Source organism: Luteibacter sp. P1_D3 (assembly GCF_056406135.1).
In genome coordinates this window covers 175,696-201,947 of the sequence record NZ_JBFUAT010000002.1, presented here as the reverse complement: position 1 = coordinate 201,947, position 26,252 = coordinate 175,696, and the positions used below count along the sequence as shown (strand labels likewise).

21 protein-coding genes and 1 riboswitch are annotated in these 26,252 nt (G+C 65.9%); of the genes, 13 read left to right on the top strand and 8 right to left on the bottom strand.

Features of this window, described 5'->3' with window-relative positions; translation table 11 throughout:
• Window positions 1-182: 182 nt before the first annotated feature.
• The 3 genes from metK to metE all read right to left on the bottom strand — a co-directional run bounded on the left by metK (window position 183) and on the right by metE (window position 5,284).
• On the bottom strand, window positions 183-1,403 hold the full coding sequence (gene metK, locus AC1DYM_RS02950; protein ID WP_046967041.1) for a methionine adenosyltransferase: 1,221 nt from the start codon (window positions 1,401-1,403) through the stop codon (window positions 183-185).
• A gap of 133 nt (window positions 1,404-1,536) precedes the next feature.
• Window positions 1,537-2,793, bottom strand: a complete 1,257-nt coding sequence (locus AC1DYM_RS02945) for a phosphoinositide-specific phospholipase C-related protein (protein ID WP_477335784.1) — start codon at window positions 2,791-2,793, stop codon at window positions 1,537-1,539.
• A gap of 199 nt (window positions 2,794-2,992) precedes the next feature.
• Window positions 2,993-5,284: a 5-methyltetrahydropteroyltriglutamate--homocysteine S-methyltransferase gene (metE, locus tag AC1DYM_RS02940; protein ID WP_477335782.1), complete on the bottom strand. Its 2,292-nt coding sequence runs from the start codon at window positions 5,282-5,284 to the stop codon at window positions 2,993-2,995.
• Window positions 5,285-5,480: 196 nt separating this feature from the next.
• A riboswitch (cobalamin riboswitch) is annotated at window positions 5,481-5,699 on the bottom strand.
• 91 nt (window positions 5,700-5,790) lie between these two features.
• Between metE and AC1DYM_RS02935 the strand changes: the two genes are divergently transcribed.
• Window positions 5,791-7,080, top strand: coding sequence for a glycosyltransferase (locus tag AC1DYM_RS02935; RefSeq protein ID WP_477335780.1), 1,290 nt, complete (start codon window positions 5,791-5,793; stop codon window positions 7,078-7,080).
• Between the two features lie 97 nt (window positions 7,081-7,177).
• Here AC1DYM_RS02935 and AC1DYM_RS02930 read toward each other — a convergent pair whose 3' ends face one another.
• From AC1DYM_RS02930 to AC1DYM_RS02920, 3 genes are all read right to left on the bottom strand, one after another.
• Window positions 7,178-7,990, bottom strand: a complete 813-nt coding sequence (locus tag AC1DYM_RS02930; RefSeq protein ID WP_477335778.1) for an SDR family NAD(P)-dependent oxidoreductase — start codon at window positions 7,988-7,990, stop codon at window positions 7,178-7,180.
• Between the two features lie 64 nt (window positions 7,991-8,054).
• Window positions 8,055-8,477 (bottom strand): MarR family winged helix-turn-helix transcriptional regulator, encoded by a 423-nt coding sequence (locus AC1DYM_RS02925; protein ID WP_477335776.1) that lies wholly within the window; start codon window positions 8,475-8,477, stop codon window positions 8,055-8,057.
• 101 nt (window positions 8,478-8,578) lie between these two features.
• Window positions 8,579-9,559, bottom strand: coding sequence for an aldo/keto reductase (locus tag AC1DYM_RS02920; RefSeq protein WP_477335774.1), 981 nt, complete (start codon window positions 9,557-9,559; stop codon window positions 8,579-8,581).
• 561 nt (window positions 9,560-10,120) lie between these two features.
• Between AC1DYM_RS02920 and fusA the strand changes: the two genes are divergently transcribed.
• The 4 genes from fusA (at window position 10,121) to AC1DYM_RS02900 (ending at window position 14,435) form a co-directional block, all read left to right on the top strand.
• Complete coding sequence (gene fusA, locus AC1DYM_RS02915) at window positions 10,121-12,196, top strand: elongation factor G (RefSeq protein ID WP_477335772.1); 2,076 nt, start codon at window positions 10,121-10,123, stop codon at window positions 12,194-12,196.
• A 177-nt stretch (window positions 12,197-12,373) separates the two neighbouring features.
• Window positions 12,374-13,570 carry a molybdopterin molybdotransferase MoeA gene (locus AC1DYM_RS02910; RefSeq protein WP_477335770.1) on the top strand — a complete coding sequence of 399 codons (1,197 nt, stop codon included), beginning with the start codon at window positions 12,374-12,376 and terminating at the stop codon, window positions 13,568-13,570.
• Window positions 13,567-14,100 (top strand): molybdenum cofactor guanylyltransferase, encoded by a 534-nt coding sequence (gene mobA / locus AC1DYM_RS02905; protein WP_477335768.1) that lies wholly within the window; start codon window positions 13,567-13,569, stop codon window positions 14,098-14,100. The genes AC1DYM_RS02910 and mobA overlap by 4 nt, the downstream gene beginning before the upstream one ends.
• Window positions 14,097-14,435: a hypothetical protein gene (locus AC1DYM_RS02900; RefSeq protein WP_477335766.1), complete on the top strand. Its 339-nt coding sequence runs from the start codon at window positions 14,097-14,099 to the stop codon at window positions 14,433-14,435. The genes mobA and AC1DYM_RS02900 overlap by 4 nt, the downstream gene beginning before the upstream one ends.
• A 6-nt stretch (window positions 14,436-14,441) precedes the next feature.
• Here the strand turns inward: AC1DYM_RS02900 and fdhD are convergent, their stop codons facing one another.
• On the bottom strand, window positions 14,442-15,317 hold the full coding sequence (gene fdhD / locus AC1DYM_RS02895) for a formate dehydrogenase accessory sulfurtransferase FdhD (protein ID WP_477335764.1): 876 nt from the start codon (window positions 15,315-15,317) through the stop codon (window positions 14,442-14,444).
• Window positions 15,307-17,652, bottom strand: coding sequence for an FdhF/YdeP family oxidoreductase (locus AC1DYM_RS02890; RefSeq protein WP_477335762.1), 2,346 nt, complete (start codon window positions 17,650-17,652; stop codon window positions 15,307-15,309). Before AC1DYM_RS02890 ends, fdhD begins: the two co-directional genes overlap by 11 nt.
• A gap of 167 nt (window positions 17,653-17,819) precedes the next feature.
• Between AC1DYM_RS02890 and AC1DYM_RS02885 the strand changes: the two genes are divergently transcribed.
• The 8 genes from AC1DYM_RS02885 (at window position 17,820) to AC1DYM_RS02850 (ending at window position 26,193) form a co-directional block, all read left to right on the top strand.
• Window positions 17,820-18,809 carry a hypothetical protein gene (locus AC1DYM_RS02885; RefSeq protein WP_477335760.1) on the top strand — a complete coding sequence of 330 codons (990 nt, stop codon included), beginning with the start codon at window positions 17,820-17,822 and terminating at the stop codon, window positions 18,807-18,809.
• A 185-nt stretch (window positions 18,810-18,994) separates the two neighbouring features.
• On the top strand, window positions 18,995-20,344 hold the full coding sequence (locus AC1DYM_RS02880) for a carbohydrate porin (RefSeq protein WP_477335758.1): 1,350 nt from the start codon (window positions 18,995-18,997) through the stop codon (window positions 20,342-20,344).
• Between the two features lie 49 nt (window positions 20,345-20,393).
• On the top strand, window positions 20,394-21,317 hold the full coding sequence (locus tag AC1DYM_RS02875) for a LysR substrate-binding domain-containing protein (protein ID WP_477335756.1): 924 nt from the start codon (window positions 20,394-20,396) through the stop codon (window positions 21,315-21,317).
• Between the two features lie 181 nt (window positions 21,318-21,498).
• Window positions 21,499-22,581 carry a 4-oxalomesaconate tautomerase gene (locus AC1DYM_RS02870; RefSeq protein WP_477335964.1) on the top strand — a complete coding sequence of 361 codons (1,083 nt, stop codon included), beginning with the start codon at window positions 21,499-21,501 and terminating at the stop codon, window positions 22,579-22,581.
• 23 nt (window positions 22,582-22,604) lie between these two features.
• A complete protein-coding gene (locus tag AC1DYM_RS02865; protein ID WP_046966254.1) occupies window positions 22,605-23,327 on the top strand; it encodes a PIG-L deacetylase family protein in 723 nt (240 codons plus the stop codon).
• Window positions 23,324-24,016, top strand: coding sequence for a 4-carboxy-4-hydroxy-2-oxoadipate aldolase/oxaloacetate decarboxylase (locus AC1DYM_RS02860; RefSeq protein ID WP_477335754.1), 693 nt, complete (start codon window positions 23,324-23,326; stop codon window positions 24,014-24,016). Before AC1DYM_RS02865 ends, AC1DYM_RS02860 begins: the two co-directional genes overlap by 4 nt.
• Window positions 24,017-24,019: 3 nt before the next feature.
• On the top strand, window positions 24,020-24,889 hold the full coding sequence (locus tag AC1DYM_RS02855; protein ID WP_477335752.1) for an amidohydrolase family protein: 870 nt from the start codon (window positions 24,020-24,022) through the stop codon (window positions 24,887-24,889).
• Window positions 24,890-24,897: 8 nt separating this feature from the next.
• The gene (locus AC1DYM_RS02850) at window positions 24,898-26,193 is read left to right on the top strand and encodes a dicarboxylate/amino acid:cation symporter (RefSeq protein WP_477335750.1); all 1,296 of its coding nucleotides are present in this window, start codon (window positions 24,898-24,900) and stop codon (window positions 26,191-26,193) included.
• Window positions 26,194-26,252: the final 59 nt, after the last annotated feature.

Here is a 26,252-nt window from a genome sequence, read left to right as displayed (position 1 = left end):
GGAATTGGCCAGCGTCGCCCACATATCCCGGGTGTTGCCGAAGCCGTGCAGGAGAACCACGGCGGCGCCCGTGCCGCCTACGTGAACGTGGAGGGTGGCACCGTCGGTAGCGATGTCGTGGATCCGAAACGAAAACGGGCGCCCGAGGGCGCCCGTTTTCTCATGGCTCAAGACGCGTTCGCTTACTTCGCGCGAACAGCCTTCACACCAAGACCGGCGGCATCGCGCAGGATCTCGGCCTTGTCCGTCTTCTCCCACGAGAACGCCGTGAACGTGTTGCCGTTCTTGTCGGTGACCTCGTAGGGCTTGCGGCCGAAGTGGCCGTTCGATGCGGTCTGCTGGTACATCGGGTGAACCAGGTCGAGCATCTTGATGATGCCGAACGGGCGCAGGTCGAAGTGCTTGCGGATCAGCTTCTCGATCTTCTCGTCGGGAATCTTGCCGGTGCCGAAGGTGGTCACCGAGATCGAGGTCGGCTCGGCCACGCCGATGGCGTAGCTGACCTGGATCTCGCAACGGTCGGCGAGGCCGGCCGCGACGATGTTCTTGGCGACGTAACGCGCGGCGTAGGCGGCCGAACGATCGACCTTGGACGGATCCTTACCCGAGAACGCGCCACCACCGTGACGGGCCCAGCCGCCGTAGGTGTCGACGATGATCTTGCGACCGGTCAGGCCGCAATCGCCCACCGGGCCACCGATGACGAACTTGCCGGTCGGGTTGATGTGGAACTTGGTGCCCTTGTGCAGCAGCTTCGCCGGCAGCACGGGCTTGAGGATCAGCTCGCGCACGCCTTCGATGAGGTCCTTCTGCTTCACGTCCGGATCGTGCTGGGTCGAGAGCACGACGGCGTCGATGGCGACGGCTTCGCCGTTCTCATAGCGCAGGGTGACCTGGCTCTTGGCGTCCGGGCGCAGCCACGGCAGCGGCGAGTTCTTCTTCTTGCGGACCTTGGTCTGCTGCTCGACGAGACGGTGGGCGTAGTGGATCGCCGCCGGCATGTATTCGCTGGTCTCGTTGGTGGCATAGCCGAACATCAGGCCCTGGTCGCCAGCGCCTTGTTCTTCCGGCTTCTTGCGGTCCACGCCCTGGTTGATGTCCGGGGACTGCTTGCCGATGAGGTTCAGCACGCCGCAGGTCTCACCGTCGAAGCCGACTTCGGAGGAGTCGTAGCCGATATCGAGGATGACCTTGCGGGTCAACGCTTCGAGGTCGATCCACGCGCTGGTGGTGATTTCACCCGCGACGATGGCGACGCCGGTCTTCACCAGCGTCTCACAGGCCACGCGAGCGCGAGGATCCTGGGCCAGGATGGCGTCCAGAACGGCGTCGGAGATCTGGTCGGCGATTTTGTCCGGATGGCCTTCGGAGACCGACTCGGAGGTGAAGAGGAAGTTGCTCATCGTGGGTATATATCCTTCTTTACGGATAAAGAGATAAATGGGGGCGCGCCATGATACACGGCCTTTGCCGGGTTTGCAGGGGGAAGGGTACGCCCCGGGGGTGACGATTGCATGGATGTTCAGGCGGCGGCGCCTATCGGGGGCTTGCCGGAACCACGTTCACGCGTGAAACCTTGCCGTCGAGGCCGTTGCGGTACCGGGCCTTCACGTCGACGTAGCCGTCCTTGTACGAGGTATGGAACGAGGGAATCGTCACGGTGCGGCTTCCGAGGTCCTTGAGGACGCGAACCACCGTGTAATCGTCGGATCGCTTTCCATCGGGGGCGTCGAAGACGGTGAAGGTTGTGCCGGCGCGCAAACCGAACAGGCGGGCCGAGCGGGCCTCGTCGTTCTCGCAGCCCCGGCGGTTTCCGCTCTTGAAGTTGATGGTGGTCGCCTCGCCGCCGGGAATGCCGCACACGATGTTCTGGGTTGCGTTCTTGCCTTCGTACAGGACGATGCCGCCCTGATTGAGGACGCCGGCGAGCTCGAAGGCATCGCCTTGCTGATAGTGGTCGATGACGATGTAATTGGGTGGGCGACGAGCGGCGTTGGCACAGGTGCCGTACACGCGGTCCATGAGCTTGTCGTACCGGTTGTCCGTCCTTGCATGCAGAGATTCCCCGACGCCATGGAAATGGTTCATGGCGAACAGGCGGGGCCACGATTTTCCCCGAAACTGCACCTGTCCAGGCTCCAGGGTGCCGGCCCAACGGCTCTTGCACGAGGTATCGTGCGTGAAAATGGTCTTGCCCAGCTCCCAGTAGTTTTCCGTCGTGCCGGCCCTGGACGACATGATGGTCGCCACGCCGCTGGGAAGCGTGTATCGACCGGCGTTTTCGGATTTCAGATCGAAGATCAGCAATCGCTGATTCGCCGCGATCATCTGTCGAAGCGTCGGCCAGCCCGGGGTCGTCCATCTGTCCGGGTCGAAGGTCAGGCCCCCCAGGTGGGGGACCCTTGCCAACTCGGTGCGTAGCGCGGCCGAGGAGACGTAGTCCTCCAGATGGATCGTGACGATGGCCTGGCGATGGGCTAGAAGGAAGGGAACGATCTCGTCGTTGAGATGCTTGGCTAGCGGCTGGCCGGCAAAAGAGCATGAGCCGTGGCAGACCTTGACCCTGCCCTGGTGCTCGTGCAGATCCAGCGACAAGCCGCGCACGCCGTCGCGAAGCTGCTGGGGGATGCTCCTGCTCTGGCTCGAGGGCACCCAGGTATTGAACGCATTGTGGGTAGTGACCCACGTGTACTGGTCGAAACGACGATCCAGATCGTGGACATACGGGCGCTCCCCCGCGATAGCCTGCGTGCTTGCGAGGGCAAGCAGCAGGGCGATTCCTTTCTTCCTCATGTGACGCTCCTTCCGATGGAAGGCCGTAGGTTATGAGGTTGTGTACCTTCGCTCCGTCAGGGAATGGGGTGGATGTGCTGCGGGGTTTGCCCTGCGCCCGCGTCAGTGAGCGCTGACGCGGGCGGGGAAACTCATCGCCGCTGAAGCGGCTCCCACAACGGCGGAGGCGGCTCTCCAGGTAGCGGGAGCCGCCTTGGCGTCAGACCGCCACGGCCAGTCTCTCGCGAGCCGCCCTGGCCACCTCGACCATGCTCTTCAGGGCCTCGGAAACCTCCGGCCAGCCGCGGGTCTTCAGGCCGCAGTCGGGGTTCACCCAGAGCTGGTCGGGACGCAGGACCTGGAGGGCCCGGGCCAGGAGGTCGGCCATTTCGGCTTCGGTCGGGACGCGTGGCGAGTGGATATCGTAGACGCCGGGGCCGATGCCGTTCGGGTACTGAAACCGGGTGAAGGCGTCCAGGAGCTCCATGCGCGAGCGGCTGGTCTCGATCGAGATGACGTCCGCGTCCATCGCGGCGACCGCCTCGATGATGTCGTTGAACTCCGAGTAGCACATGTGGGTGTGCACCTGGGTCGCATCGCTGACGCCGCCGGCCGTGATGCGGAAGGCATCGACCGCCCAGGCGAGGTACGCGTCCCAGTCGGCGCGACGCAGCGGCAGGCCTTCGCGCAGCGCCGGTTCGTCGATCTGGACGATGCCGATGCCAGCCTTCTCCAGATCGTGCACTTCGTCTCGCAGCGCCAGGGCGATCTGTCGGCACACATCGGCGCGGGGGAGGTCGTCGCGTACGAAGGACCACTGCAGCATCGTCACCGGTCCGGTGAGCATGCCCTTCATGGGCTTATCGGTGAGCGACTGGGCGTACGCTGACCACGCGACCGTCATCGGTGCGGGACGCGCGACATCGCCATAGATGATCGGCGGCTTGACACAACGGGAGCCGTAGCTCTGCACCCAGCCGAGCGAGGTGAAGACGTAGCCGTCCAGCTGCTCGCCGAAGTACTCGACCATGTCGTTGCGCTCGGGTTCGCCATGCACCAGTACATCGATGCCGGCCTCTTCCTGGAAGCGCACGACACGGCGCACTTCGTCACGAAGAATGGCCGCATACGCGTCGTCGTCCAGCTTGCCCGAGCGATGCGCGGCGCGCGCGATGCGCAGGTCGTTGGTCTGCGGGAACGACCCGATGGTCGTCGTCGGCAGATCGGGCAGGCCGAAACGCTCGCGCTGCACGTCGGCGCGGAACGAAAAGGCCGAACGACGCTGGCCGAACTGCGGCGTCAGCTGACGTACGCGGGCGCGGACGTCGGCACGCACGACGTCGCCGGAGGTCTGGCGGCTGGCGACGATCTCGTGCTGCCGGGCCAGGGTCTTCCGTGCCGCGTCATCACCGGCGACGGCGTCGGCATAGCGACGCAGTTCGGCGATCTTCTGCCGGGCGAACGACAACCATCCGGCCAGGTGCGCGGGGAGGTGTTTTTCTTCGGAGACGTCGATCGGCACGTGCAGCAGGGAACACGAGGTCGACAGCCAGAGGCGGTCGTCGCCGAGGCGCGCGAGCAGGCGGTCCACGCGGGGGAGGATGGTCGACGGGTCGCTCAGCCAGATGTTGCGGCCATCGAGCACGCCGGCGGAAAGCACGCGGTCGGCGGGCAAGGCATCGAGTACGGCGTCCAGCTGGTCGGGCGCGCGAGCGAGGTCCACGTGCAGGCCGGCTACCGGTAGCGACGTGGCGAGCTCGAGATTCGCACCGAGTTCGCCGAAGTAAGTGGCGAGCAGGATGCGTACGCGACCGTGTGCGGCCACCGCGGCATAGGTACGCCGGAACGCTTCGCGCCACGGCGCATCCAGATCGAGCACGAGGGTCGGCTCGTCCACCTGCACCCAGTCGGCACCCGCGTAGGCGAGGGCGTCGATGACACCGAGCCAGGCAGGCAGCAACGAGTCGAGCAAGGCCAGCGGGTCGCTGCCGTCGACGGTCTTGGACAAGCGCAGGAAGCTCACCGGCCCGAGCAGGACAGGGCGTGCCACGTGATCCGCCGCGAGGGCCTCACGGTATTCGGCGACGACCTTGTCCGGGCGCGCGGCGAAGCGCTGACCCGCCTCGAGTTCCGGCACGATGTAGTGGTAGTTGGTGTCGAACCACTTGGTCATTTCGAGGGCATGCAGGTCGACATCGCCGTCCTGGTGGCCACGGGCCATGGCGAAGTAGCCCGCGAGCGGGTTACGGGATGCGAGTGCGCGGTAGCGCGGCGGGATCGCGTCGACCAGCACGGCCGCATCGAGCACATGGTCGTAGAGGGAAAAGTCGTTCACCGGGACGCTGTCGGCACCGGCGTCGCGGGCAAGCTTCCAGTGGCGCTGGCGCAGGTCGCGCGCGACGGCGAGCAGTTCGTCGGCGCTGCTGTCTCCTTTCCAGTGGCTCTCGAGAGCGCGCTTGAGTTCGCGGCGCCGGCCGATGCGGGGGAAGCCCGGATACGTTACGTGTGGCATGGATGATTCCTCTTCGTGGCAAAGAGGAGGGAAGGGCGGCTGGGCGCCGACGCCTACGCACCTGCCACGCGGGGCACGGCAGGTGAGGGGACGTCATGCGGGCTAGCCGTCGACCTTCGCCCCCGCGGGCGAACCGGATGCCGCCCTTGCGGGACGGCGATCCAGGTCGGACGGAGCGTTCGCGCCCATGACGGCGCGTTCGTTCCGGTCGGCGGCAGGTCTTCGGGCTCGTGGATGTGGCACCGTGCCGGTGCCGCCTTGCCCGTCGCTTCCCGGATCGTTACCGATCCAGTGCCTGTGACGGGCTCGTCTCCACATACCGCTGCGGGGCAGCGCCGGATTCCCACCGGCTTCCCTCTTAGCTTTATCTTTCTATTCGAATAAAGAGATAAAGACCGCTGACGGGCGGAAAATTAGCCGTATGGACGCCCAAAGTCAATCGGCGGCGATGCATCGCCTCGACATCCCGACGGCGACCATGAGCCGACATCCCCCTGGAGCGCCGCATGACCGGAAGACATATCGTGATGGCGACGGTGGGGTCGCAGGGCGATCTCTTTCCCTTCCTCGCCGTCGGTCGGGAGCTGCGTCATCGCGGCTACCGCGTGACGATTGGTGCCCACGGCATCCATCGTGACGCCGTCGCTGCGGCCGGGCTGGACTACGTGCTTGCCAGCGGGATCGCCGAGCCCGAGGACAAAGCGGCCTTCGCCGCGCGCGCCTTTCATCCCTGGCGCGGTCCGCGCTTCGTGGTGCGCGACCTTGCCGCGGCCGATGTGGCGAGCAGTTACGAGGCGCTCGCGCCCGTTTGTGCCGACGCGGATGCGATCGTGACCTCGACCCTGGCCTTCGCGGGGCAGATCCTCGGTGAGACCCGGCGGATCGCCTGGTTATCGGCCGCGCTGTCGCCTGCCGTCTTTCTCTCGGCCTTCGATCCCCCCGCCACGGGCATCGACTGGCTCGATCGCTTCCTGCGTACGTCACCCCGGCGAGGCGCATGGGTGCGGCGCCTCGGCGAGACGGTGACCTCGCCCTGGACGAAGGCGGTACGACACTTCCGGCAATCGCTCGGGCTGGCCCCGGTGTCGGTCTGGGGCGATCCCTTTCATCGCGGACAGCACGCGCGCGATGGCGTCCTCGCCATGTACTCGCCGCTGTTGGGTCGGCCCCCACCGGATTCGCCGGCTCACACCGTCGTGACGGGGTATTGCCGCTACGCGCCGTTCGCCGACACGCTTCCTCCAGACCTCCGCCGCTTCGTGGACGACGGCGACGCGCCCCTGGTTTTTACGCTGGGCTCGGCGGCCGTGCATGCGGGGGAGAGCTTCCTCCACGAGAGCATGGCGGTCGCCACGGCCCTGGGTCGACGCGCGGTACTACTGACAGGATCGCCTGAGATGCGTGAGCGACTGCCTGGGGTCTTGCCCGATGGCGTGGTGGCGGTGGAGTACGCCCCCCACGGTGCACTGTTCGCACGCGCGGCGGCGGTCATTCATCACGGCGGTATCGGCACGACGCAGGAAGCGTTGCGCGCAGGCTGTCCCGAACTGGTCGTGCCGCATGGCTTCGACCAGCCGGACAATGCGGCGCGCGTCGTTCGTCTCGGCGTGGGGGATGTGCTGGCGGCGTCGCGTTATCGCGCTGATGTCGCGGCGGCGAAACTACGCGGGCTCTTGATGGACGAGAGTGTCGCGGCGCGGGCACAGCGTGCAGCGGCGGTGATTCGCGTGGAGGACGGTGCGCGTGTCGCGGCTGACGTGATCGAGCAGGCGATTGCGCGGCGTCTGTATCACTAGGCCCGCTGCCGCGGGAAAGGAGCATCGCCGCTGGAGCGGCTCCCACATGGCGGTTGCTCTGTGTAGGAGCCGATTCATCGGCGATGGGTGCTGACGATTACGCAGCAACCTGGGCCTTAACCCCATAACGCGACGCCGGCACCGACTTCGACAACTCCGGGAACAGCGCACGTCGCGCCGCTTCGAGCCCGTCGACCAAGGCAGCGGATTCGACGGCAGGAATCGTCACCAGCTCGCCCGCGTCGAAGCCGGCCAGCGAGGCATCGACCATATCCTCCGCACTCATCACCCATTCCTTCGGCAGGTTATCGATGGACGTGCCGGCCACGGGCCAGAAGTCGGTCGCGGTCGCACCCGGCAATACCGCCTGAATCTGGATGCCCTTATCGGCAAGCTCGTGATGCATCGACTGGCTGAGCGCGAGCATGAAGGCCTTGCTCCCGCCATACACACCGTTGAGCAGCTCGGGAGCGACCGCCACGATGGACGAAATGTTGATCACCGCGCCGCCACCGCGTGCGACGAGCCCCGGCACCGCTTTGTAGGCAAGGCGCGTCGGTGCGGTGACGTTGAGCGCGATGAGGTCGGTCATCTTGCCGATGTCCGCCTGGAGCATCGGGGCCATGGCGCCGACACCGGCGTTGTTGACCAGCAGGCTCAAGGCCGCCGTCTCGGCGATCACGGCTTCCACGCGGCCGAGATCGTCGTCGCGCGTCAGGTCGGCAGGCACAACACGCACCGCGCGGCCGGTGGACGACGTGATGTGTTTTGCGAGGGCGTCGAGTTTTTCCTTGCTGCGCGCAACGAGGATGAGATCGAAGCCGCGCTTGGCGAGACGGTCCGCATACACGGCGCCGATGCCGCTGGACGCGCCGGTGACGAGGGCGGTGCCGGGATTGCTGGTGGTCATCACGAGAATTCCTGTCTAAGCGTGCGTATGCACATATTGAGGTAAAAAAAGGGGTGTCAGGGCTTCAGGCCATCTGCCCGATCCGATGCATGGTCTCGCGCGTGGCGGTCGCCGTCGCGCTGCCGAACGTTGCTTCGTATTCGGCCTGCGCTGTCGCCCAAAGCTCACCGGCCTGCGCGGTCTTGGCATGACCGGCCGGGGTGAGCAGGTAGACGTTCTGGCGTGAGTCGTCGACCGACGGCGCCACCGCGACGAGACCGTCGCGCTGCAGGGGTTTCAGCGCGCGAACCAGGCTGGTGCGATCCATGACCATGTCTTCAGACAACTCACGCATGCCGATACCGGGACGATCTTCCAGCAGCACCAGCAGGGTGAACTGCGAGCTGGTCAGCCCGGAGGGCGCCAGATGCCGCTCGTAGGTCCGCGTGATCGCACGGGCGGCCTGACGGGCGGCGAAGCAATTGCACAGGTCGATGCGGGAGGTCATGGAGCGATCATGATCGTGCATACACACACATGTCAAGCACTCTGGCCCGCTGCCGCGGGATCGCCGATGAATCGGCTCCTACGGACAGCGGGGCGTTGTGGTTACTCGAAGCCTTCGACGGGGTGGGGCGCGTAGGCCTTTTCGAGGGTCGCCGTTTCTTCGTCGGAGAGGACCAGGTCGATCGCCGCCACGGCATCGTCCAGATGATGCGGTTTCGATGCGCCGACGATAGGGGCGGTGACACCGGAACGATGGGCGACCCAGGACAGGGCGACCTGTGCGCGTGGTACGCCACGTTCGTCAGCGACCTTCTTCACGGCCTCGACGATCGCGCGATCGGAATCCTCGGTGGCGTTGTACAGGGTCTTGCCGAACACATCGCTTTCCTGCCGGATGCTGCTCTGGTCCCAGTCACGCGTGAGGCGGCCACGTGCCAGCGGGCTCCACGGCAACACCGCGATGCCCTGGTCCTCGCAGAACGGAATCATCTCGCGCTCTTCCTCGCGCTGGAGCAGGTTGTAGTGGTCCTGCATGCTGACGAACTCGGTCCAGCCGTGCAGGCGCGAGGTGTAGATCATCTTCGCGAACTGCCAGGCGAACATGGACGACGCCCCCAGGTAACGCACCTTGCCTGCCTTGACCAGGTCGTGCAGCGCTTCGAGGGTTTCCTCGACCGGCGTGGTGTGATCCGCGCGGTGGATCTGCAGCAGGTCGATGTAATCCGTGCCGAGGCGCGCGAGGCTGTCGTCAACGGAATGGAAGATCGCCTTGCGCGACAGGCCGCCGCCATTCGGCCCCTTGCGCCAGTGAAAGTAGGTCTTCGTAGCGATGACGACTTCATCGCGCCGCGCGAAGTCCTTCAGGGCGCGACCCACGATTTCCTCCGACGTACCGTCCGAATAGGCATTCGCGGTGTCGAAGAAGTTGATGCCCAGATCGAGCGCCTTGCGGATGAACGGGCGGCTCGCTTCCTCGTCCAGCGTCCACGCGTGGTTGCCGCGGTCAGGCACGCCGTAGGTCATGCAGCCCAGGACGAGCGGGGAGATGTCGAGGCCGGTGCGGCCGAGTTTCACGTAGCGCATGGGGAGCTCCGGTGGGGACTGCGGTAAGTTTGATCCCTCGGAGGGGTACGGGAAATGAAACATCTTTAATTTCGGCTGGCGCTATCGCCGCTGAAGCGGCTCCCACACAAAGCGCCCCCTTGAAACACGCCAAACCCTCCCTAACTTACGGTCCAGCGAAGACGCGATGCCCTTGCCGGCCCTCACCGGCGGGGCGTAGCATCTCCCCCTCACCCAGAGAGCCCAGCCATGTTCCGCTGCAAGCATGATTTGATGTTCGTCACACCGATCGCCCCATGGGCGCGTCGCGGGTGCGCGCGTCCCATGCCTGGCGGAGTGTCGTTCACGTAACGACGCGCCGGCCTCGAAGAACACCGCAAGCACCCGCAAGGGTGCTTTTTTTTGTCCCGATTTTCTCGACTCAATTCTGCAAGTCCTCACCGGAGCAGCGTGCCATGAAGAACAGCCGCGACCCTCGATCCTGACCGTCCCGCTCAGCCAGGGGCGGCGGTAACAGGATCGGGGAGTGCCTCGCTCGAYGATGTATCGAGCCCCTGGCGACCCCATCAGGAACCGTTAGCCATGAGTACCACCCCGCGCGAAACCCGCATCCCCGTCAGCCGTTGGCGCAACCTCGGCATCATTGCGCACGTCGATGCCGGCAAGACCACGCTCACCGAACGCTTGCTCTACAAGACCGGCACGATCCATCGCACCGGCGAAGTGCACGACGGAGCGACCACGACCGATCACATGGAACTCGAGCGCGAGCGTGGCATCACGATCGGCGCCGCGGCCGTGCGCGCCAACTGGACGCCCGACGGCGGCCAGCCGCATCGCCTGACCCTGATCGACACGCCTGGGCACATCGACTTCGCCATCGAGGTGGAGCGTTCCCTGCGCGTTCTCGACGGCGCCGTTACCGTGTTCTCCGGCGTCGCCGGCGTGCAGCCGCAATCGGAAACCGTGTGGCACCAGGCGCGTCGTCACGGCGTGCCGTTGATGGCCTTCGTCAACAAGATGGATCGCCCCGGTGCGGACTTCGATGCCGTTGTCGCGCAGATGCGCGAGAAACTCGGTGCGAATCCGTGGGTGGTCGCGCGCCCGATCGTCGAAGGTGAACACATGACGGGTCTGGTCGATCTCGTTGGCGAACGCATCTGGCGCTTCGACGATGCCGGTACGCCGAGCATCCATGCCTGGGACGCCACCGAGCGGGCGACCCATGCGGACGCGCGCGGCGACCTCGTGGCCGCCGTGGCGGACCGTGACGAAGCACTCGCCGAACTCTGGCTCGCCGATCAGCCGATCGACGCGGCCACGCTGACGGCTGCGCTGCGTCGCGGCACCCTGGCCCGTGCTGGTTCGCCGGTGTTGCCGGGCTCGGCGTTCCGTAACGTCGGTATCGAGCCCCTGCTCGATGCATTCGTCGCCTACCTGCCTTCGCCGCTCGATCGTCCCGCTGTCGTCGCGCACACCGACGACGGTGACATCACGGTTGCGCCCGATGGCGATGCGCCGCTGGCTGCGCTGGTGTTCAAGGTGGTCAACCAGGCTCACGGTCCGCTGGCGTTCGTGCGCGTGTACTCGGGCCGCCTGCATGTCGGTGACGCGGTATGGCGTAGCGGCACGGATCGCGTGCAGCGCGTCGGCCGTCTCGCCGTCGTGCGTGCGGAAGATACCGAGGCGGTCGAAGCTGCGGAGGCGGGTGACATCGTCGCGATCGCAGGCTGGAAGGATGTCGCGACGGGCGAAACGCTGGCCGATTCGCACCACCCCCTGCGCCTGGAAACGATCCAGGCCCAGCCGGCCGTGCTGTCGTGGCGCCTGTCGCCGGAACGCTCGGCTGACCTGCTCAAGCTCGGCAACGGGCTCGCGCGCCTGGCGCAGGAGGATCCGTCCTTCCGCGTGGGCACCGACCCGGATACCGGCGAGACGCTGGTCTGGGGCATGGGCGAACTCCATCTGGAAGTGATGGTGGAACGCCTGCGCCGCGAGTGGGGCGTGCAGGTGCGTACCGGTTCGCCGCGCGTGGCCTACCAGGAAACCCCGGCGTCGGCCTCCGGTCCGGTGGAAGGCAAGGTCGCCAAGCAGACCGGTGGCAGCGGCCAGTACGCACGCGTGGTGCTTTCGGTCACGCCCACGGGTGAGGACAGCAATCGCTTCGAGGACAAGACCACGGGCGGCGTGATTCCCAAGTCGTTCCAGCCGGCCGTGGAGAAGGGTGCCTTGTCGGCCCTGCTCGAAGGTCCGCGCGGTTACCCGGTGGTTGGTGCGCACGTCGTGGTCACGGACGGCCAGGCCCATGCGGTGGACTCGAACGAGATGGCCTTCCACCGGGCTGCGCAGATCGGCGTGAAGTCGGCGCTGGAGGCGACCGGCACCGTGTTGCTGGAGCCGGTGATGCGTGTCTCGGTGAGTTCGCCGGGATCAGCGGTCGGCGATCTGCTGGGCGACCTGCAGCGTCGTGGCGGCCAGATCGTCAACCTCACCGACACGCAGGAGCGTACGGAGATCGAAGCCGACGTGCCGCTTGCCCAGCTCGAGGGCTACAGCACGGCGCTGCGCTCGTTGAGCCAGGGCCGCGCCTCGGCCACGGTGGCGTTCCACGCCTACCGCCCGGCGGCGGTGCAGGAGGCGTCACGCAAGCTGGCGTGATGTTGGTTTTGTGGGGCGATTCATCGGCGATGCGGCGTTACATCGTCGCCGCTTCGTTGGCTTTTCGCCGATGAATCGGCTCCCACATTCCTTATTCGCCGATGAATCGGCTCCTACATTTCCTGTTTGCCGATGAATCGGCTCCCATACGGGGGCCCACCGGGTTACGCTCCACCCATGATTCCTTACCCCGACGCACTGGCCCTGTTACTGGGCGAAGCCGACGCGCTCGAGAGCGAGCGCGTCGACATCGATGCCGCCTCGGGACGCTTTCTCGCCAGCGATATCGTCAGCCCCCATGCGCTGCCCGGCTTCGACAATGCGGCCATGGATGGCTACGCCCTGCGCGCGCCCGGTGAGTCGATCGCCGCGGGCTCGACCTATGTGGTCGGCGCCATGCACGCCGCCGGCGATGACACCTACGATTACCCCGATGCGGAGGCCTGCGAGATCGCCACCGGCGCGCGCATGCCGGCGGGATTCGATACCGTCGTGCCGGTGGAACGCTCCGAACGCCAGGGCGATCGCGTGCGCTTCGTCGCGGACGAGCGTCGTGGCCAGAACGTCCGTCGTGCAGGTAGCGACATCGATGCCGGCACGGTCGCCTTGAGCGCGACGAGGCGAGTGGATCCCGCAGCGATCATGTTGCTGGCGGCCCTTGGCATCGCTCAACTGGATGTCGTGCGACGACCACGCGTGGCGATCATCAATACGGGTAGCGAGCTCAATCCGGGCGGACCGCTGCCGTTAGCCGGTATCCATGATTCGAATGGACCTTTCCTGGCGTCGAGCCTCGCCCGTTGGGGCGTAGAAACGGTCGGACGCACGCGGGTCCCTGATCACGGCGACGCGTTCCATCTCGCGGTTCGCAATGCGTTGGCAGCTCACGCCGATCTGATCGTCACGACCGGGGCGGTGTCCGCGGGGCGCTTCGACTTCGTCCCTGCCGCGCTCGCCTCGCTCGGTGCGCGCGAACTGTTCCACAAGGTCGCCATCCGTCCGGGCAAGCCGCTGCTGGCCGCGCGCTTCGACCGCGGTCCGCTGGTGGTCGCCTTGCCCGGCAACCCGATCGCCGTGGCAGTGGGCTATCGCTTCTTCGTCGCGCCGGTCTTGCGGGCGATGGCGGGGCTGGGGCCGGAGCAGCCGCGCCGCGCGCGCCTGGATGTTGTTTCCGCGACACGCGAGGGCCTGCAGTATTTCGGCCTCGGCGAGGCCACCCATGACGAGGGCGGTCATCCGATCGTCCGGATGACGCCTGCGCAGGCGGCCTACCGGATCCTGCCGTATACCCACGCAAATGCCTGGTGGTCGGCCGTGGAGGACCGTGTGGACTCGGTCGACACGTGGCCACTCGATCCCACGGACGCCCCATGATTATCGGCCTGATTCTCGCTGGCGGCCTGTCGTCGCGGATGGGCGAAGACAAGGCGCTGATGGAAATCGATGGCGAGACGATGCTCGACCGTACCGCCCGGACACTGCGCGCCCTGGGTGTCGACCTGGTGGCTGTGAGTGGTTCGCGTCCCGGCGGCATTCCCGATCGCTGGGCGGGCGCCGGTCCAGTGGGTGGGTTGGCCAGTGCCGCGGCGGTCCTTCCCGACGCCGAGTTGCTCGTCGTACCCGTCGACATGCCACGGCTGGAGGAGGCGGTGCTCATGCCCTTGCTGGCGCAACGCTCCCTCCCGGCGACGCGGTGGAAGGGTCATCCGCTGCCGATGCGACTTACGTTGAACGCTGGTTCGCGCGACGCGCTGGCCGCGGTGATGACGCTGAGCGGTCGCGACCGCTCGGTGTCCGCCTTGCAGGCACGCATCGGCACGACCACACTGCCCGGAGACCGGCTGGATCCGCTCTTCCTGGCCAACTGCAACACTCCCGACGAATGGCGCGAGGCGAACGCATGAGGGTACAGCTGGAGAACGATACGGTTCGCGTGCGGATCGACGAGGAAGAACTGGGCGAGCTGCTCGGCAACGTGGCCCTGCTCGGCTCGACCGCGTTCGGCAAAGCCTTCGTCATGCGTTACTCGGTCGACGCGACCGACGCGGTGACCTGCACGCTCGAAGGCAATGCCCACGAGTGGCGTCTCAAGGTGCCCATGAGCGAACTGTCGGCGCTGGAGTCACGTCTGCCAAGCAAGGACGGCCTCGTGTTCGACATCCCTGGCCACGACACGGTGGCGACGACCGTGCGCTTCGACGTCGACGTCAAGGACAGCCTGCGCCGTCGCCGAAGCTGAAAGCGATCAGATGATCCGCTGTGGCCGCGTATAGACGTTGAACCGCCCCGGTCGCGCGAAGCCGATCAGGGTCACGCCGCAATCGCTGGCCAGATGCACGGCCAGCGCGGTGGGTGCGGAGATCGCGACGACGATGGCGATCCCGGCCACCGCCGCCTTGGTCACCATTTCGTAGCTCGCCCGGCTCGTGATCACCACGAACCCGTCGTTGGCATCGATGTGTGCCGTACTCATCGCACCGATCAACTTGTCCAGCGCATTATGGCGGCCGACATCCTCGCGCACGCAGACGATCGCACCGTCGGGAAGCGCCCAGGCGGCGGCGTGGACGGAGCCGGTAAAGGCATTGACCGGTTGTAACGCGCGTAGCGACTCGAGGGCTCGCTCGATGGCGTCGACGCCGATCGTCGGGCCAAGGCCCACGGGTTCCGGGCGGCGCACGACGTCTTCGAGCTCCCGGCTTCCACAGATGCCGCAGCCGCTGCGTCCGGGAAGCTGTCGCGTGTGGGAGCCGATTTCATCGGCGATCCCTGCGGAGCGATCAAATGACGTCTCCGGCAAGCTCCCATCGCCGCTGAAGCGGCTCCCACAGGTTTTTGCCGTACGGATGTTGACGGTGATGCCTTCGAGCACTTCCTGGACGTCGATCCGTTCGATCTCTTCGATCGAACCGACCCGTCCCTCGGTCAAGGCGAAGCCACGCGCGAAGTCTTCCAGGTCCATGGGCGTCGCCATCATCACGGCGAACGGATCGCCGTCGACATGCATCGCGACAGGCACCTCCTCGGCCAGCCGATCGTCGTCCGCGCTCGCGATGCCGCGTTCGACGCGCAGCACCGGTCGCGTGGCGGTGCCGATCGGCGTGTGTCGGTCAGACGGCATGCGTGGCCTGCCGCTTCGGACGTGTGGCGCCCGGCACGGTGGATAGCGTGATGCGCACGGGTACTGATTTGTAGGCCGGCGTGCCGGACCGTCGGTCGTGGCTTTCCAGGGCGATCAGCGCATTGCCTTCGGGGTAATACATCGCCACCGATCCTTCCGCGATGTCGTATTCCACCGCGACGAAGCCATCCACGGCACGCCGCTTGCCATCGGTCGCGTTGACGCCGGTAGCGACCACGTCGATCCGGTCGCCGTGCTTGAGGCCGCGCGCGGCGAGGTCCTTCGCGTGCATGAAGATAACGTCGCGCCTGCCGGTGACGCCGCGGTAACGATCGTTCAACCCGTAGATCGTGGTGTTGTACTGATCGTGCGAGCGAATCGTCGTCAGCATGAGGTTGTCTTCATCCGGCAGGGGATCCTCGTCGAGGCCACGGGCAAGAAGAAACTGCGCGCGTTTGTCCGGCGTCGCCCAGTCACGTTCGCTCGCCGCCACGCGCAGGCGAAAACCGCCGGGCTGGCGCAAGCGCTGGTTGAAGTCGAAGAAGATCGGGAAGACCTTTTCGATGTCCTCGCGGATCAGGTCGTAGTCGGCGACCAGGCCGTCCCAGTCGACCCGCGTTTGCGGCAGCGTGGCTTTGGCGATGCCACGCACGATCCACGGTTCCGACCGCAGGTGTTCCGAGGCTGGCTTCAGGCTGCCGGCGGAGGCGTGCACCATCGACATCGAATCCTCGACCGTGACCGACTGCGGACCCGTGGCCTGCATGTCCAGCTCGGTGCGGCCCAGGCAGGGAAGGATGAAGGACTGTTTCGCCAGGATGAGGTGCGACCGGTTGAGCTTGGTCGCGATGTGCACGGCCAGATCCAGCCCGCGCATTGCCGCGAAGGTCTCTTCGGTATCGGGCATGGCGACGGCGAGATTGCCGCCGAGTGCGACGAGCGCCTTCGATCGGCCCTCGCGGATGGCGATTACCGCGGCGACCGCATCGTGGCCGTGTTCGACCGGCGGCTCAAAACCGTAAGTGCTACGAATACCGTGGTTGAGTTCGTCGTTCGGTTTTTCGGTGATGCCGACGGTGCGGTCGCCCTGTACGTTGCTGTGTCCGCGTAACGGGCAGATCCCGGCGCCCTGGCGGCCGATATTGCCGCGCAGGAGCAGGAGATTGGCGATCTGCTGCACGTTCTCGGTACCGTGCGCGTGCTGGGTGATGCCCATGCCGTAACAGACGATCGTACGCTCGGCCCTGGCGTAGATCTCGCCAGCGGCTTCGATCTCGACGCGGCTCAGCCCGGACTTCGCCTCGATGGCGTCCCAGCTCGTGGCGTCGACATCGTCGACCAGCGCCTCGTAACCCGTGGTGTTCGCCTCGACGAACGCGCGGTCGATCACGCCGGGCTGGCCGGCGGCTGTCGCTGCGCGGTCGGCGGCGAGCAGGTATTTCATCATGCCCTTGAGCACGGCCACGTCGCCACCGATCTTCAGCTTGTAGTAGGTGGAAGCGATGCGAACCGAGCTATTGGTCAGCATTTCCACCGGGTGCTGGGGCGAGGTGAAGCGTTCCAGGCCGCGCTCGGGCAGCGGATTGAGGACCACGATCGGGACGCCGCGCAGTGACGCCTCGCGCAAGGTCGACAGCATGCGTGGATGATTGGTGCCGGGATTGTGGCCGATGCAGAAGATGGCATCGCAATGGTCGAAATCCTCGAGCAGCACGGTGCCCTTGCCGGAGCCGATGGACTTCGGCAGACCGACGCTGGTCGCTTCGTGGCACATGTTCGAGCAGTCGGGGAAGTTGTTCGTGCCGTATTCGCGGACGAACAGCTGATAAAGGAACGCGGCTTCGTTCGAGGCACGTCCGGAGGTGTAGAACTCGGCCATGTTCGCATCGGGAAGGGTGCGCAACGCTTCGCCGATGCGACGGAAGGCCTCCTCCCACTCGATGGGCTGGTAGGTGTCGCTGGCGCGGTCGTAAGCCATCGGGTGGGTGATCCGCCCGAGGCCCTCGAGCGTGTAGTCGGTCAGATTCCACAGGTCGGAGACGGTGTTCTTTGCAAAGAACTCCGGCTTGACCCGCTTGGCCGTGGCTTCCCAGGTCACCGCCTTGGCGCCGTTCTCGCAGAACTCGAAGGAGGAGGTTTCCTTGGGGTCCGGCCAGGCGCAGCCGGGGCAGTCGAATCCGGCGGGCTGGTTCATCCGGTGCAGGGCGATGGTCTCGCGACCCAAGGCCAGCTGTCCGCTGACGGCGCGCGCCACGGCCCCGAGGGCACCCCACCCGCCGGCGGCGCCGTCGTAGTCACTGACGCCCGGTACGTTGGGAAGGTCTTTGTCGCTCATGGCTGCCGTCTCGATGTCTGCACCTGGCCTAATCCTAAACGGGAAGGCGTAAGTAAATCGCGCAGGACGTCGTCGCCTCGCTCGCGCGGGATTCACACCGCCTTGGCGGCCCGCCCGGCAACCTGCGCGCCGCTCGGCGTTCCTCCCCACGACGCCAGGAAAGTACAGTGTCCCAACAAGAGCTTGCCGCCATTACCCAGGAACGGCAGACCGCCTGCGGCCTGCCTGTCGGCGATCTGCGCGGCTTCGGCCGGGTGCGGGCCGATGCGTCGGTGGTCCAGCTCGCGCTGAACCGGGACGCCGGCCTGCTTCGCCCGGCGTATCCGCAGCAGCCCCTGATGACGCTCGCGGTGGACGGCGACCCGGCTTGGGTAGCTGCTTACGTCCCGGGCACCAATGTCCTGGAGTCCACGGCTCACACGGCTTCGGGCGAGCTCCGGGTGGTCGACTTCATGGCCCTGGCCGAGGGCCGGCCGGGGCAGGCCGAGGCGATTCCGTCCGGTCGTTTTGTGCGGATCGTGACGTGCACCGAGGGAGAGGTGGCCTTCGAACTGTCGTGCGCGCTGTGGGATATCGCCGCTGAGGCGGGTCCGACACGGGGCTGGCATGTGGCCTGTTCGCGTCTGCTGGCCTTTGATGAGGGTGTGGCGGCAAAGGCATTTCGACTCACGGCGGGTGAGAGCGTCGCGCTCGTCGTGAGCGAGAAGCCGGTGCAGGGGGGCGCCTCGCTGGTCGCCTCGGCCATGCATGCCCTGGGCGACACTATCCACTACTGGACCTGGTGGAGCGACCGTTGCCGCTACAAGGAGGCCGATTTCGACGTCGTCCTGCGCGAAGCGCTCGCACTCAAGCTGGGCTGCTCGGCCGCCGGTCTCCGTGTCGAAGACCCCGGGGCGACGGGGTTCGCGGTTGCTCCCCTGGGCGAGTCGACCCGGGCGGCGGCTCGCTTCCTTGCCCTGGGATACCGACACGAATGCGTGGAACTACTCGCCTTTGTCCAGCTCCAGGCGGTGTCCTCGGTCCCTGAGCGCTGGACGTCCGATACGTCGTTCACCGAGACCCTTGGACGCTACCTGGCGACTTACGGGGAAGTCGGTTTGCCTGAATCCCTGCGCGACGCCGCTCATGTGCCACCGCCGCAATCGCGCCTTGCCTGAGTCCGGCAGAGCGCCCTCCGGGCGCTCCCACTACGTGTTGCGATGCACAATATTCATGACGTGGTGCAAGTCATGCGTTCTGTGCATACCTGATAGTTCCCCGATCGCATTGTTCTGCGACCGTCGGGCCGACAGCATCGCCCCCGCTCCGCCATCGTCTGGCGGTTTCTCCAGGGGCTTCACCGATGATCCAGCGCTTCGCCATTGCCGCACTGTTTGCCGTTGCCACGTCTGCCGCGGTGGCGCAGACGACGCCCGACGCTCAAGAGCCTCGCCAGACGACGCCCGTGAAGCCGAAGGACACGGGTGGCCCGGTAGACCAACTGCGCGACGAGGGGATTTCGCTGCGCTTTGTCTGGGCCAACGACTGGGCCGGCAGTGTGCGCGGCGGCGAGCGCCTGGGTGCGACCAACGGCGGCGGCGCGGTGGGTGGCGCGGACCTGGACATGGGCAAGCTCGCCGGGATCGATGGCGGCAAGATGCATATCACCTTCGCCCGCTACTACGGCCACAGCGTCGCGGCCGACGATATCGGCGTGGTGCAGAAGGTGCAGGGCTACTGGTATCCGAAGCGCCAGTGGCAGCTCGCCCAGTTCAGCTGGGAGCAACAGTTTTCCGATAGCCACATCAACGTGCTCGCTGGCCGCCTCAATGCGACCTGGCAGTTCGCGCGCTCCACTTACGGCTGCCGTTTCGTCAGTGCCCCGGATTGTCCGTACCAGCTGACCAACACCACCGGTGGTTTCAGCGGCTTCCCGTACGTGAACTGGGGGGCGCGCGTGAAGTACCAGCCGGATGCGCGCTACCTGTCGATCGGCGCGTTCGAAATCAATCCCGAGCGTCGCAACAACAATGGTCTGGACCTGGGCATCAACAACGCGACCGGCGTGATGATCCCGGTCGAAGCCGGCTATGAAACCAGCTTCGCCAACGATCCCTACCCGAAGCACCTGAAGATCGGCGGCTGGTACAACTCCGCGGACTTCACCGATCCGGAATTGAACACGAAGGGCCTGCATCGCGGCCTCGTCGGCGGCACGGCGCGCAACTACGACGGTGGACGCTACGGTGTCTACGTGCTCGCCGACAAGGTCGTCTGGAAGCCGGATCCGAACAGCAATACACGTAACCTCGCCGTGTTCGGCTCGCTGACCGGTCCGCTGGACAACGCCGAGAACTACACGCTGCAGTCCACGTTCGGCCTGCTGTGGACCGGCCTGTCCGCCGCCCGTCCGAACGACTCGCTCGGCTTTCAGGGCACGCTGTTCCGATTCAGCCGCAAGGCGGTCGGCTACGAGGACGACCTGATCCACAAGAACAGCGGCACGAACGATCATTTCGCACGCAACGAATGGATGACCGAACTCAACTACAGTTACAAGCTGTTCCCGGTGGTCAGCCTGGTGCCCAACCTGCAGTACATCGTCAGCCCGGACATCCTCGGCAATACGGTAGGCGTGAAGCGTGTGCCGGCCAATGCGATCGTGATCGGCCTGCGCGTCATGGTGAACATGGGCGGCCCGGGCAGCCAGTGACGCCGCCCTCGCTGTGTTCGCGCCATAATCGGATCACCCTGGATACCTGGTGCGCGACGCAACCTTGGACCTGAAACACCTGCAGAGCTTCATCCGCATCGTCGAGTTCGGCAGCCTCACGCGTGCCGCGGCGACGCTGGATGTTTCCCAGTCCCTGCTCAGCCGCCAGGTCAGGCAGCTGGAAATGGAACTGGGCACTCACCTGCTGGAACGCAACGGGCGTGGCGTCGTCGCCACCGAGGCGGGCCGCGAGTTGGTCGAGCACGGACGCGGCATTCTCCGCCAGGTGGAAGTGGCGCGCCTGCAACTCGGGCAAGCCCGTGGCGTGCAGGCCGGCAAGCTCGCCATCGGCGTGCCGCCGAGCATCGGATCGCTGTTGACGGTCGAACTGGTGATGCGCTTTCGCGAGCGCTATCCCGCCGCGCAGATCAGCGTGGTCGAGGCTTTGAGCGCCAGTCTGCTCGAATGGCTGCAACTGGGCCGGCTGGACTGCGCGCTGCTGTACAACCCGGCCGTGAACGCGAACATGCGCTTCCGGCATGTCCATTCCGAAGAGCTGTACCTGATCGGCAGCACGCACGACGGCCGCGCCTTGCCCGACACTGTCCCACTGGGAACGCTTGGCCAGTACCCGCTGATCATTCCGTCGCCCCTGCATTCCGTGCGGCAGCTGATCGAAGCGGATGCGGCGCGGTATGGCGTATCGCTCGACATCCGGCTCGAGATCGACGCCGTGCGCTCCCTCCTCGACCTGGTGGAACGTGGTGTCGGTTATGGCGTGCTTTCGCGCAATGCATTGCTTGCACGGCGCGGCGAACACCACCTGCGTGCCGTCCCCATCGTGATGCCCAGCATCGTCACGCGCCTGGTCGTGGCCACACCCACGCAGCGGCCGATGAGTAGCATCACCGAGCGTACCCTCACGCTCGTCGACGAGCTGATCGCCGAAGGCCGCCTCGATCCCGCCGAGTGAGACGTTGCTCCCGTAGGAGCCGATTCATCGGCGATGCTCCGCCGCTTGCTGCATTGCAACAACTGCAATTCGCAACCCAAGTCATGACGATTCCGCATAACAGATAAGCGGCCCATCGCGTTGTTCGCCCCGCCGGCCAGGACGACCATCGTCCCGGTTCAAGACCGTGGTGACGATGACGATGGCTCATGAGATTCCTTGCTGGTACATGCGTGGTGGCACCTCGAAAGGGCCATTCTTCCTCGCCAGCGACCTCCCCGGCGACAAGGCCACGCGCGATGCGGTGATCCTGGCAGTCATGGGGTCGCCCGACGAGCGCCAGATTGATGGTCTCGGTGGCGCGCGGACCCTCACCAGCAAGGCCGGCATCCTGTCGATCCCCGACGATGGCACCGCCGATCTTGATTTCCTGTTCGCCCAGGTTGGCATTGCCGACGCCAGCGTCGATACGACGCCGAACTGCGGCAACATGCTCGCCGCGGCGCTTCCTGCCGCCATCGAAGCAGGACTGCTCGACGGCGACCACGGTACGACGACGCGCCGCGTTCGCACGGTCAATACCGGGGTCATCGCCGAGATCACCATCGAAACGCCGGTCGGTCGGCCGGTGTATGACGGCAACGCGCGTATCGACGGTGTGCCGCGACCGGCGTCGCCGGTGAGCTGCGGCTTCCTTGACACGGAAGGTTCGGTCAGCGGCAGCCTGCTGCCGACAGGTCATCTGCGCGACACCATCGACGGCATCGCCGTGACCCTGATCGACAACGGCATGCCGGTGATGATCGTCGCGGCGAGCGATCTCGGTGTCCGCGGTGACGAGCGCCCGGAAACGCTCGATGCCGATACCGCTCTCAAGGCCCGCATCGAAGCCTTGCGCCTGAAAGCGGGGCCCCTGATGAATCTCGGCGACGTCAGCAAGAAGCCGATCCCGAAGATCACGCTGGTCTCCGCACCACGTCACGGTGGCGCCATCGGCACGCGCACCTTCATTCCTCACGATTGCCATAGCTCGATCGGCGTCCTCGGCGCGGTCACGGTTGCCACGGCAGCGGTCTTGCCGGGCACCGTGGCCCACGATCTCGCGGTGGCCGGCGACGGCGACACGCGCACGGTGTCGATCGAACACCCCAGCGGTGAGTTCAGCGTCGAGGTCGGTCTCGAGGGCACGCGCGTGGTCCGCGCCGCACTGCTCCGTACCGCCCGGCTGCTCATGCGCGGCAGCGTACCCATCTCCCCCTCGATCTGGCGCGGCCCCACCGCCTGATTTCCTCTCTGGAGCTCTAACCCATGTCCGATACGAAGACCGCGCTCGTCGTGAGCGCTCATTCCGCCGACTTCGTCTGGCGCGCCGGTGGCGCCATTGCGCTGCACGCCGCGCAGGGCTGGCGCGTGCACATCGTCTGTCTTTCCTACGGCGAGCGTGGCGAGTCCGCGAAGCTGTGGCGCCAGGCGGGCATGACGATGGACCGCGTGAAGACCAATCGTCGCGCCGAAGCCGAAGAGGCCGCGGGCATCCTCGGCGCGAGTGTCGAGTTCCTCGACATCGGCGACTACCCGATGCGCGCGGACCTCGATGTCGTCTTCCATCTGGCCAAGGTCTACCGCGAACTGCGCCCCTCCTTCGTGCTGAGCCATTCGCTGAAGGATCCGTACAACTTCGACCACCCGCTGGCGACCCATATCGCGCAGGAGGCGCGCGTCGTCGCGCAGGCCCATGGCCATGAGCCCGAGGTGCCGGTGATCGGCGCGCCGCCTGTGTTTCTCTTCGAGCCGCATCAGCCCGAGCAGTGCGAGTGGAAACCCGAACTCTTCCTCGACATCACCTCGGTGTGGGAGAAGAAGCGTGCCGCCTTCGAGACGATGCGTGCGCAGGAGCACCTTTGGGAGTACTACACCCGTGTCGGCCTTCAGCGCGGCGCGCAGGCCGCGCGTAACTCGGACTTCAAGATCACCTATGCGGAAGCTTTCCAGCGCGTCTTCCCGCACGTGACCCAGGGTACGCTCGCATGATCGGTATCGTCGTTCGTAACCGCCCGGTGATCAGCGAGGATCAGGCCGCTACGCTCGCGGCGATGGGCGTCGCCACGGTGYACGAGGCGCAAGGCCGCATCGGTTTGCTGCAGCCGCCGATCCGCGCCATCCAGCAGGACGTCGCCATCGCCGGCAGTGCGGTCACCGTGCTCGCCCAACCCGGTGACAACTGGATGCTGCATGTCGCCGTCGAGCAGTGCCGCCCGGGCGACGTGCTCGTGGTCGCCTGCACTACGGAGAACGATGACGGCATGTTCGGCGACCTGCTCGCCACCTCGCTCATGGCGCGCGGCGTCGCCGGCCTGGTCATCGACGCTGGCGTGCGCGATACCGCCGAACTGCGCCGGATGGGCTTTCCCGTCTGGTCGCGTGCCGTGCACGCACGCGGCACGGTCAAGGCCACGCTGGGCTCGGTCAACGTTCCCGTCGTGATCGGCGGCCAGTACATCCGGCCCGGCGATGCGATCGTTGCCGACGACGACGGCATCGTCGTGGTTCCCTTCGCCACCGTCGACACGGCCATCGCCGCGTCGCGCAAGCGCGTACTCAACGAGGAAGCCAAGCGCGAGCGTCTCGCCGCGGGTGAACTCGGTCTCGATATCTATGACATGCGTCCGCGTCTGGCCGAGGCCGGGCTGCGCTATGTCGACGACCTGCCCAACGAGTGAACGATGAAATCCTGCCTGCCCCCCGATCCGAATCCCACGACACCCGAACAGGCCATGCCGCCGCTATCCTGTGACGCGCATTGCCACGTCTTCGGTCCGGCCGATCGCTTTCCCTATGCGCCCGACCGTAGCTACACACCGCCCGATGCACCCTACGAACATCTCGTGGCGCTGCACGATTTCCTCGGCTTCGATCGCGGCGTGATCGTGCAGGCGAGCTGCCACGGTACCGACAACACCGCCATGCTCGACGCCATCGCCCGTGGCCAGGGGCGTTACCGCGGCGTGGCCATCGTCGACGATGGCATCGACGAAACTGGCCTGGCGGCGCTGGACGCCGGCGGCGTCCGTGCCGTGCGCTTCAACTTCGTGCAGCACCTGGGCGGGCGCCCCGACATGCGCGTGTTCTGGCGGGTGCTCGATCGCGTCGCCGAGATGGGATGGCACGTGGTCCTGCATCTGGATGCCAACGACATCGTCGAGCTCCAGGACGTACTCGGCAAGATCCGCGTGCCGTTCGTCATCGACCACATGGGTCGCGTCCAGGCAGCCCAAGGCGTCGAACAGGAACCATTCCGCCTGCTCGTGGCGCTGATGCGCGACAATCCCCTGGCCTGGGTCAAGGTGTGTGGGGCGGAGCGCGTCTCCGTCGGCAAGCGTCCGTTCGACGACGCGATTCCCTTTGCCCGCACCCTGATCGAAACCGCGCCGGACCGCGTGCTGTGGGGAACGGACTTCCCACACCCGAACATCTCCAAGGACATGCCCAACGACGGCGGCCTGGTGGACCTGATGTTCCGCTTCTGCCCCGATGAGACGCTGCGCAAGCGCCTCCTTGTCGATAATCCTGCACGCCTGTACGACTTCACCTGAGCATCCTCATGTCCTTACCCACCGCCGCCAGCACGCTCCCGTCGCCGAAGCCGCGCAAGCCCTTCTACCGACAGCTCTATATCCAGGTGCTGGTCGCGGTGGTGATCGGCGTGATCCTCGGTTACCTGTCACCCGCCTACGCGGTGAAGATGAAGCCGTTCGGCGACGCCTTCATCGCGCTGATCAAGATGGTTATCGGCCCGATCATCTTCTGCACCGTGGTGACCGGCATCGCCGGCATGCGCGACATGCGCAAGGTCGGTCGTGTCGGTGGCAAGGCCTTGCTCTACTTCGAGATGATCTCGACGGTGGCGCTGTTCTTCGGTCTGGTCGCCGGGCACATCTTCCATCCGGGCTCTGGCTTCAACGTGGATCCGACCACGCTGAAATCCGGTGAGATCGGCAACCTGGTGGCCCAGGGTCACAACATCGAGTCGATCGAGTTCCTGCTCGGGATCATCCCGAACACCTTCATCAGTGCGTTCGCCAAGGGCGACGTGCTCTCCATTCTGCTCATTTCCGTGCTGTTCGGCTGTGCGCTCGCGGCAACCGGCGATCGCGGCAAGCCGGTCTACGACGTGATCGAAGCCGGTGCGCAGGTGTTCTTCAAGATCGTGCACTACATCACCGCGGTGTCGTCCATCGGTGCGTTCGGTGCCATGGCGTTCACCATCGGCAAGTACGGCGTCGTCTCGCTCGTACCACTGATGGAGCTGATCGGTAGCTTCTACGTAGTCTGCATCATCTTCGTGGTGCTTGTACTCGGCCTTGTCGCACGCATCGCCGGCTTCAGCATCCTGCGTTTCTGTGCCTACATCCGTGACGAGCTGCTGATCGTGCTCGGCACGAGTTCGTCCGAGGTGGTGCTGGCGCCGCTGATGCGCAAGATGGAAGAACTCGGCTGCCCGAAGGAAACGGTTGGCCTGGTCGTTCCGACCGGTTACTCGTTCAACCTCGACGGCACCAACATCTATCTCACCATGTCGATCCTGTTCATCGCGCAGGCACTGAATATCGACCTCACGCTCGAGCAACAGATCACCGTGGCCATCGTCGGCATGCTGACGTCGAAGGGTGCGAGCGGTGTGGCCGGCGCGGCACTGGTGATGCTGGCTTCGACGCTGAGCGTGGTTCCCGTCGTGCCCGTGGCCGGCATGGTGCTGATCCTCGGCATCCACCGTTTCCTCGGCACGGGGCTGGCGATGACCAACCTGGTTGGCAACGGCGTCGCCGCGATCGTGGTCTGCGCGTGGGAAAAAGAGCTGGACCGCGAGAAGCTCAAAGCCGTCCTCGCCGCCGCCTAAGCCCCGTTGGTAGGAGCCGATTCATCGGCGATCCCGCGGCAGCGGGCCAGGTTGCGGCG

What these genes read in the sequence shown, in the direction of transcription:
- AC1DYM_RS02925 (WP_477335776.1), bottom strand. Translation starts at nt 8,477, where the DNA reads ATGACCTCCCGCATCGACCTGTGCAATTGCTTCGCCGCCCGTCAGGCC.
- mobA (WP_477335768.1), top strand. Translation starts at nt 13,567, where the DNA reads ATGATTATCGGCCTGATTCTCGCTGGCGGCCTGTCGTCGCGGATGGGC.
- AC1DYM_RS02945 (WP_477335784.1), bottom strand. Translation starts at nt 2,793, where the DNA reads ATGAGGAAGAAAGGAATCGCCCTGCTGCTTGCCCTCGCAAGCACGCAG.
- AC1DYM_RS02910 (WP_477335770.1), top strand. Translation starts at nt 12,374, where the DNA reads ATGATTCCTTACCCCGACGCACTGGCCCTGTTACTGGGCGAAGCCGAC.
- AC1DYM_RS02855 (WP_477335752.1), top strand. Translation starts at nt 24,020, where the DNA reads ATGAAATCCTGCCTGCCCCCCGATCCGAATCCCACGACACCCGAACAG.
- AC1DYM_RS02920 (WP_477335774.1), bottom strand. Translation starts at nt 9,559, where the DNA reads ATGCGCTACGTGAAACTCGGCCGCACCGGCCTCGACATCTCCCCGCTC.
- AC1DYM_RS02870 (WP_477335964.1), top strand. Translation starts at nt 21,499, where the DNA reads ATGGCTCATGAGATTCCTTGCTGGTACATGCGTGGTGGCACCTCGAAA.
- AC1DYM_RS02930 (WP_477335778.1), bottom strand. Translation starts at nt 7,990, where the DNA reads ATGACCACCAGCAATCCCGGCACCGCCCTCGTCACCGGCGCGTCCAGC.
- metE (WP_477335782.1), bottom strand. Translation starts at nt 5,284, where the DNA reads ATGCCACACGTAACGTATCCGGGCTTCCCCCGCATCGGCCGGCGCCGC.
- AC1DYM_RS02900 (WP_477335766.1), top strand. Translation starts at nt 14,097, where the DNA reads ATGAGGGTACAGCTGGAGAACGATACGGTTCGCGTGCGGATCGACGAG.
- fdhD (WP_477335764.1), bottom strand. Translation starts at nt 15,317, where the DNA reads ATGCCGTCTGACCGACACACGCCGATCGGCACCGCCACGCGACCGGTG.
- metK (WP_046967041.1), bottom strand. Translation starts at nt 1,403, where the DNA reads ATGAGCAACTTCCTCTTCACCTCCGAGTCGGTCTCCGAAGGCCATCCG.
- fusA (WP_477335772.1), top strand. Translation starts at nt 10,121, where the DNA reads ATGAGTACCACCCCGCGCGAAACCCGCATCCCCGTCAGCCGTTGGCGC.
- AC1DYM_RS02865 (WP_046966254.1), top strand. Translation starts at nt 22,605, where the DNA reads ATGTCCGATACGAAGACCGCGCTCGTCGTGAGCGCTCATTCCGCCGAC.
- AC1DYM_RS02890 (WP_477335762.1), bottom strand. Translation starts at nt 17,652, where the DNA reads ATGAGCGACAAAGACCTTCCCAACGTACCGGGCGTCAGTGACTACGAC.
- AC1DYM_RS02850 (WP_477335750.1), top strand. Translation starts at nt 24,898, where the DNA reads ATGTCCTTACCCACCGCCGCCAGCACGCTCCCGTCGCCGAAGCCGCGC.
- AC1DYM_RS02935 (WP_477335780.1), top strand. Translation starts at nt 5,791, where the DNA reads ATGACCGGAAGACATATCGTGATGGCGACGGTGGGGTCGCAGGGCGAT.
- AC1DYM_RS02880 (WP_477335758.1), top strand. Translation starts at nt 18,995, where the DNA reads ATGATCCAGCGCTTCGCCATTGCCGCACTGTTTGCCGTTGCCACGTCT.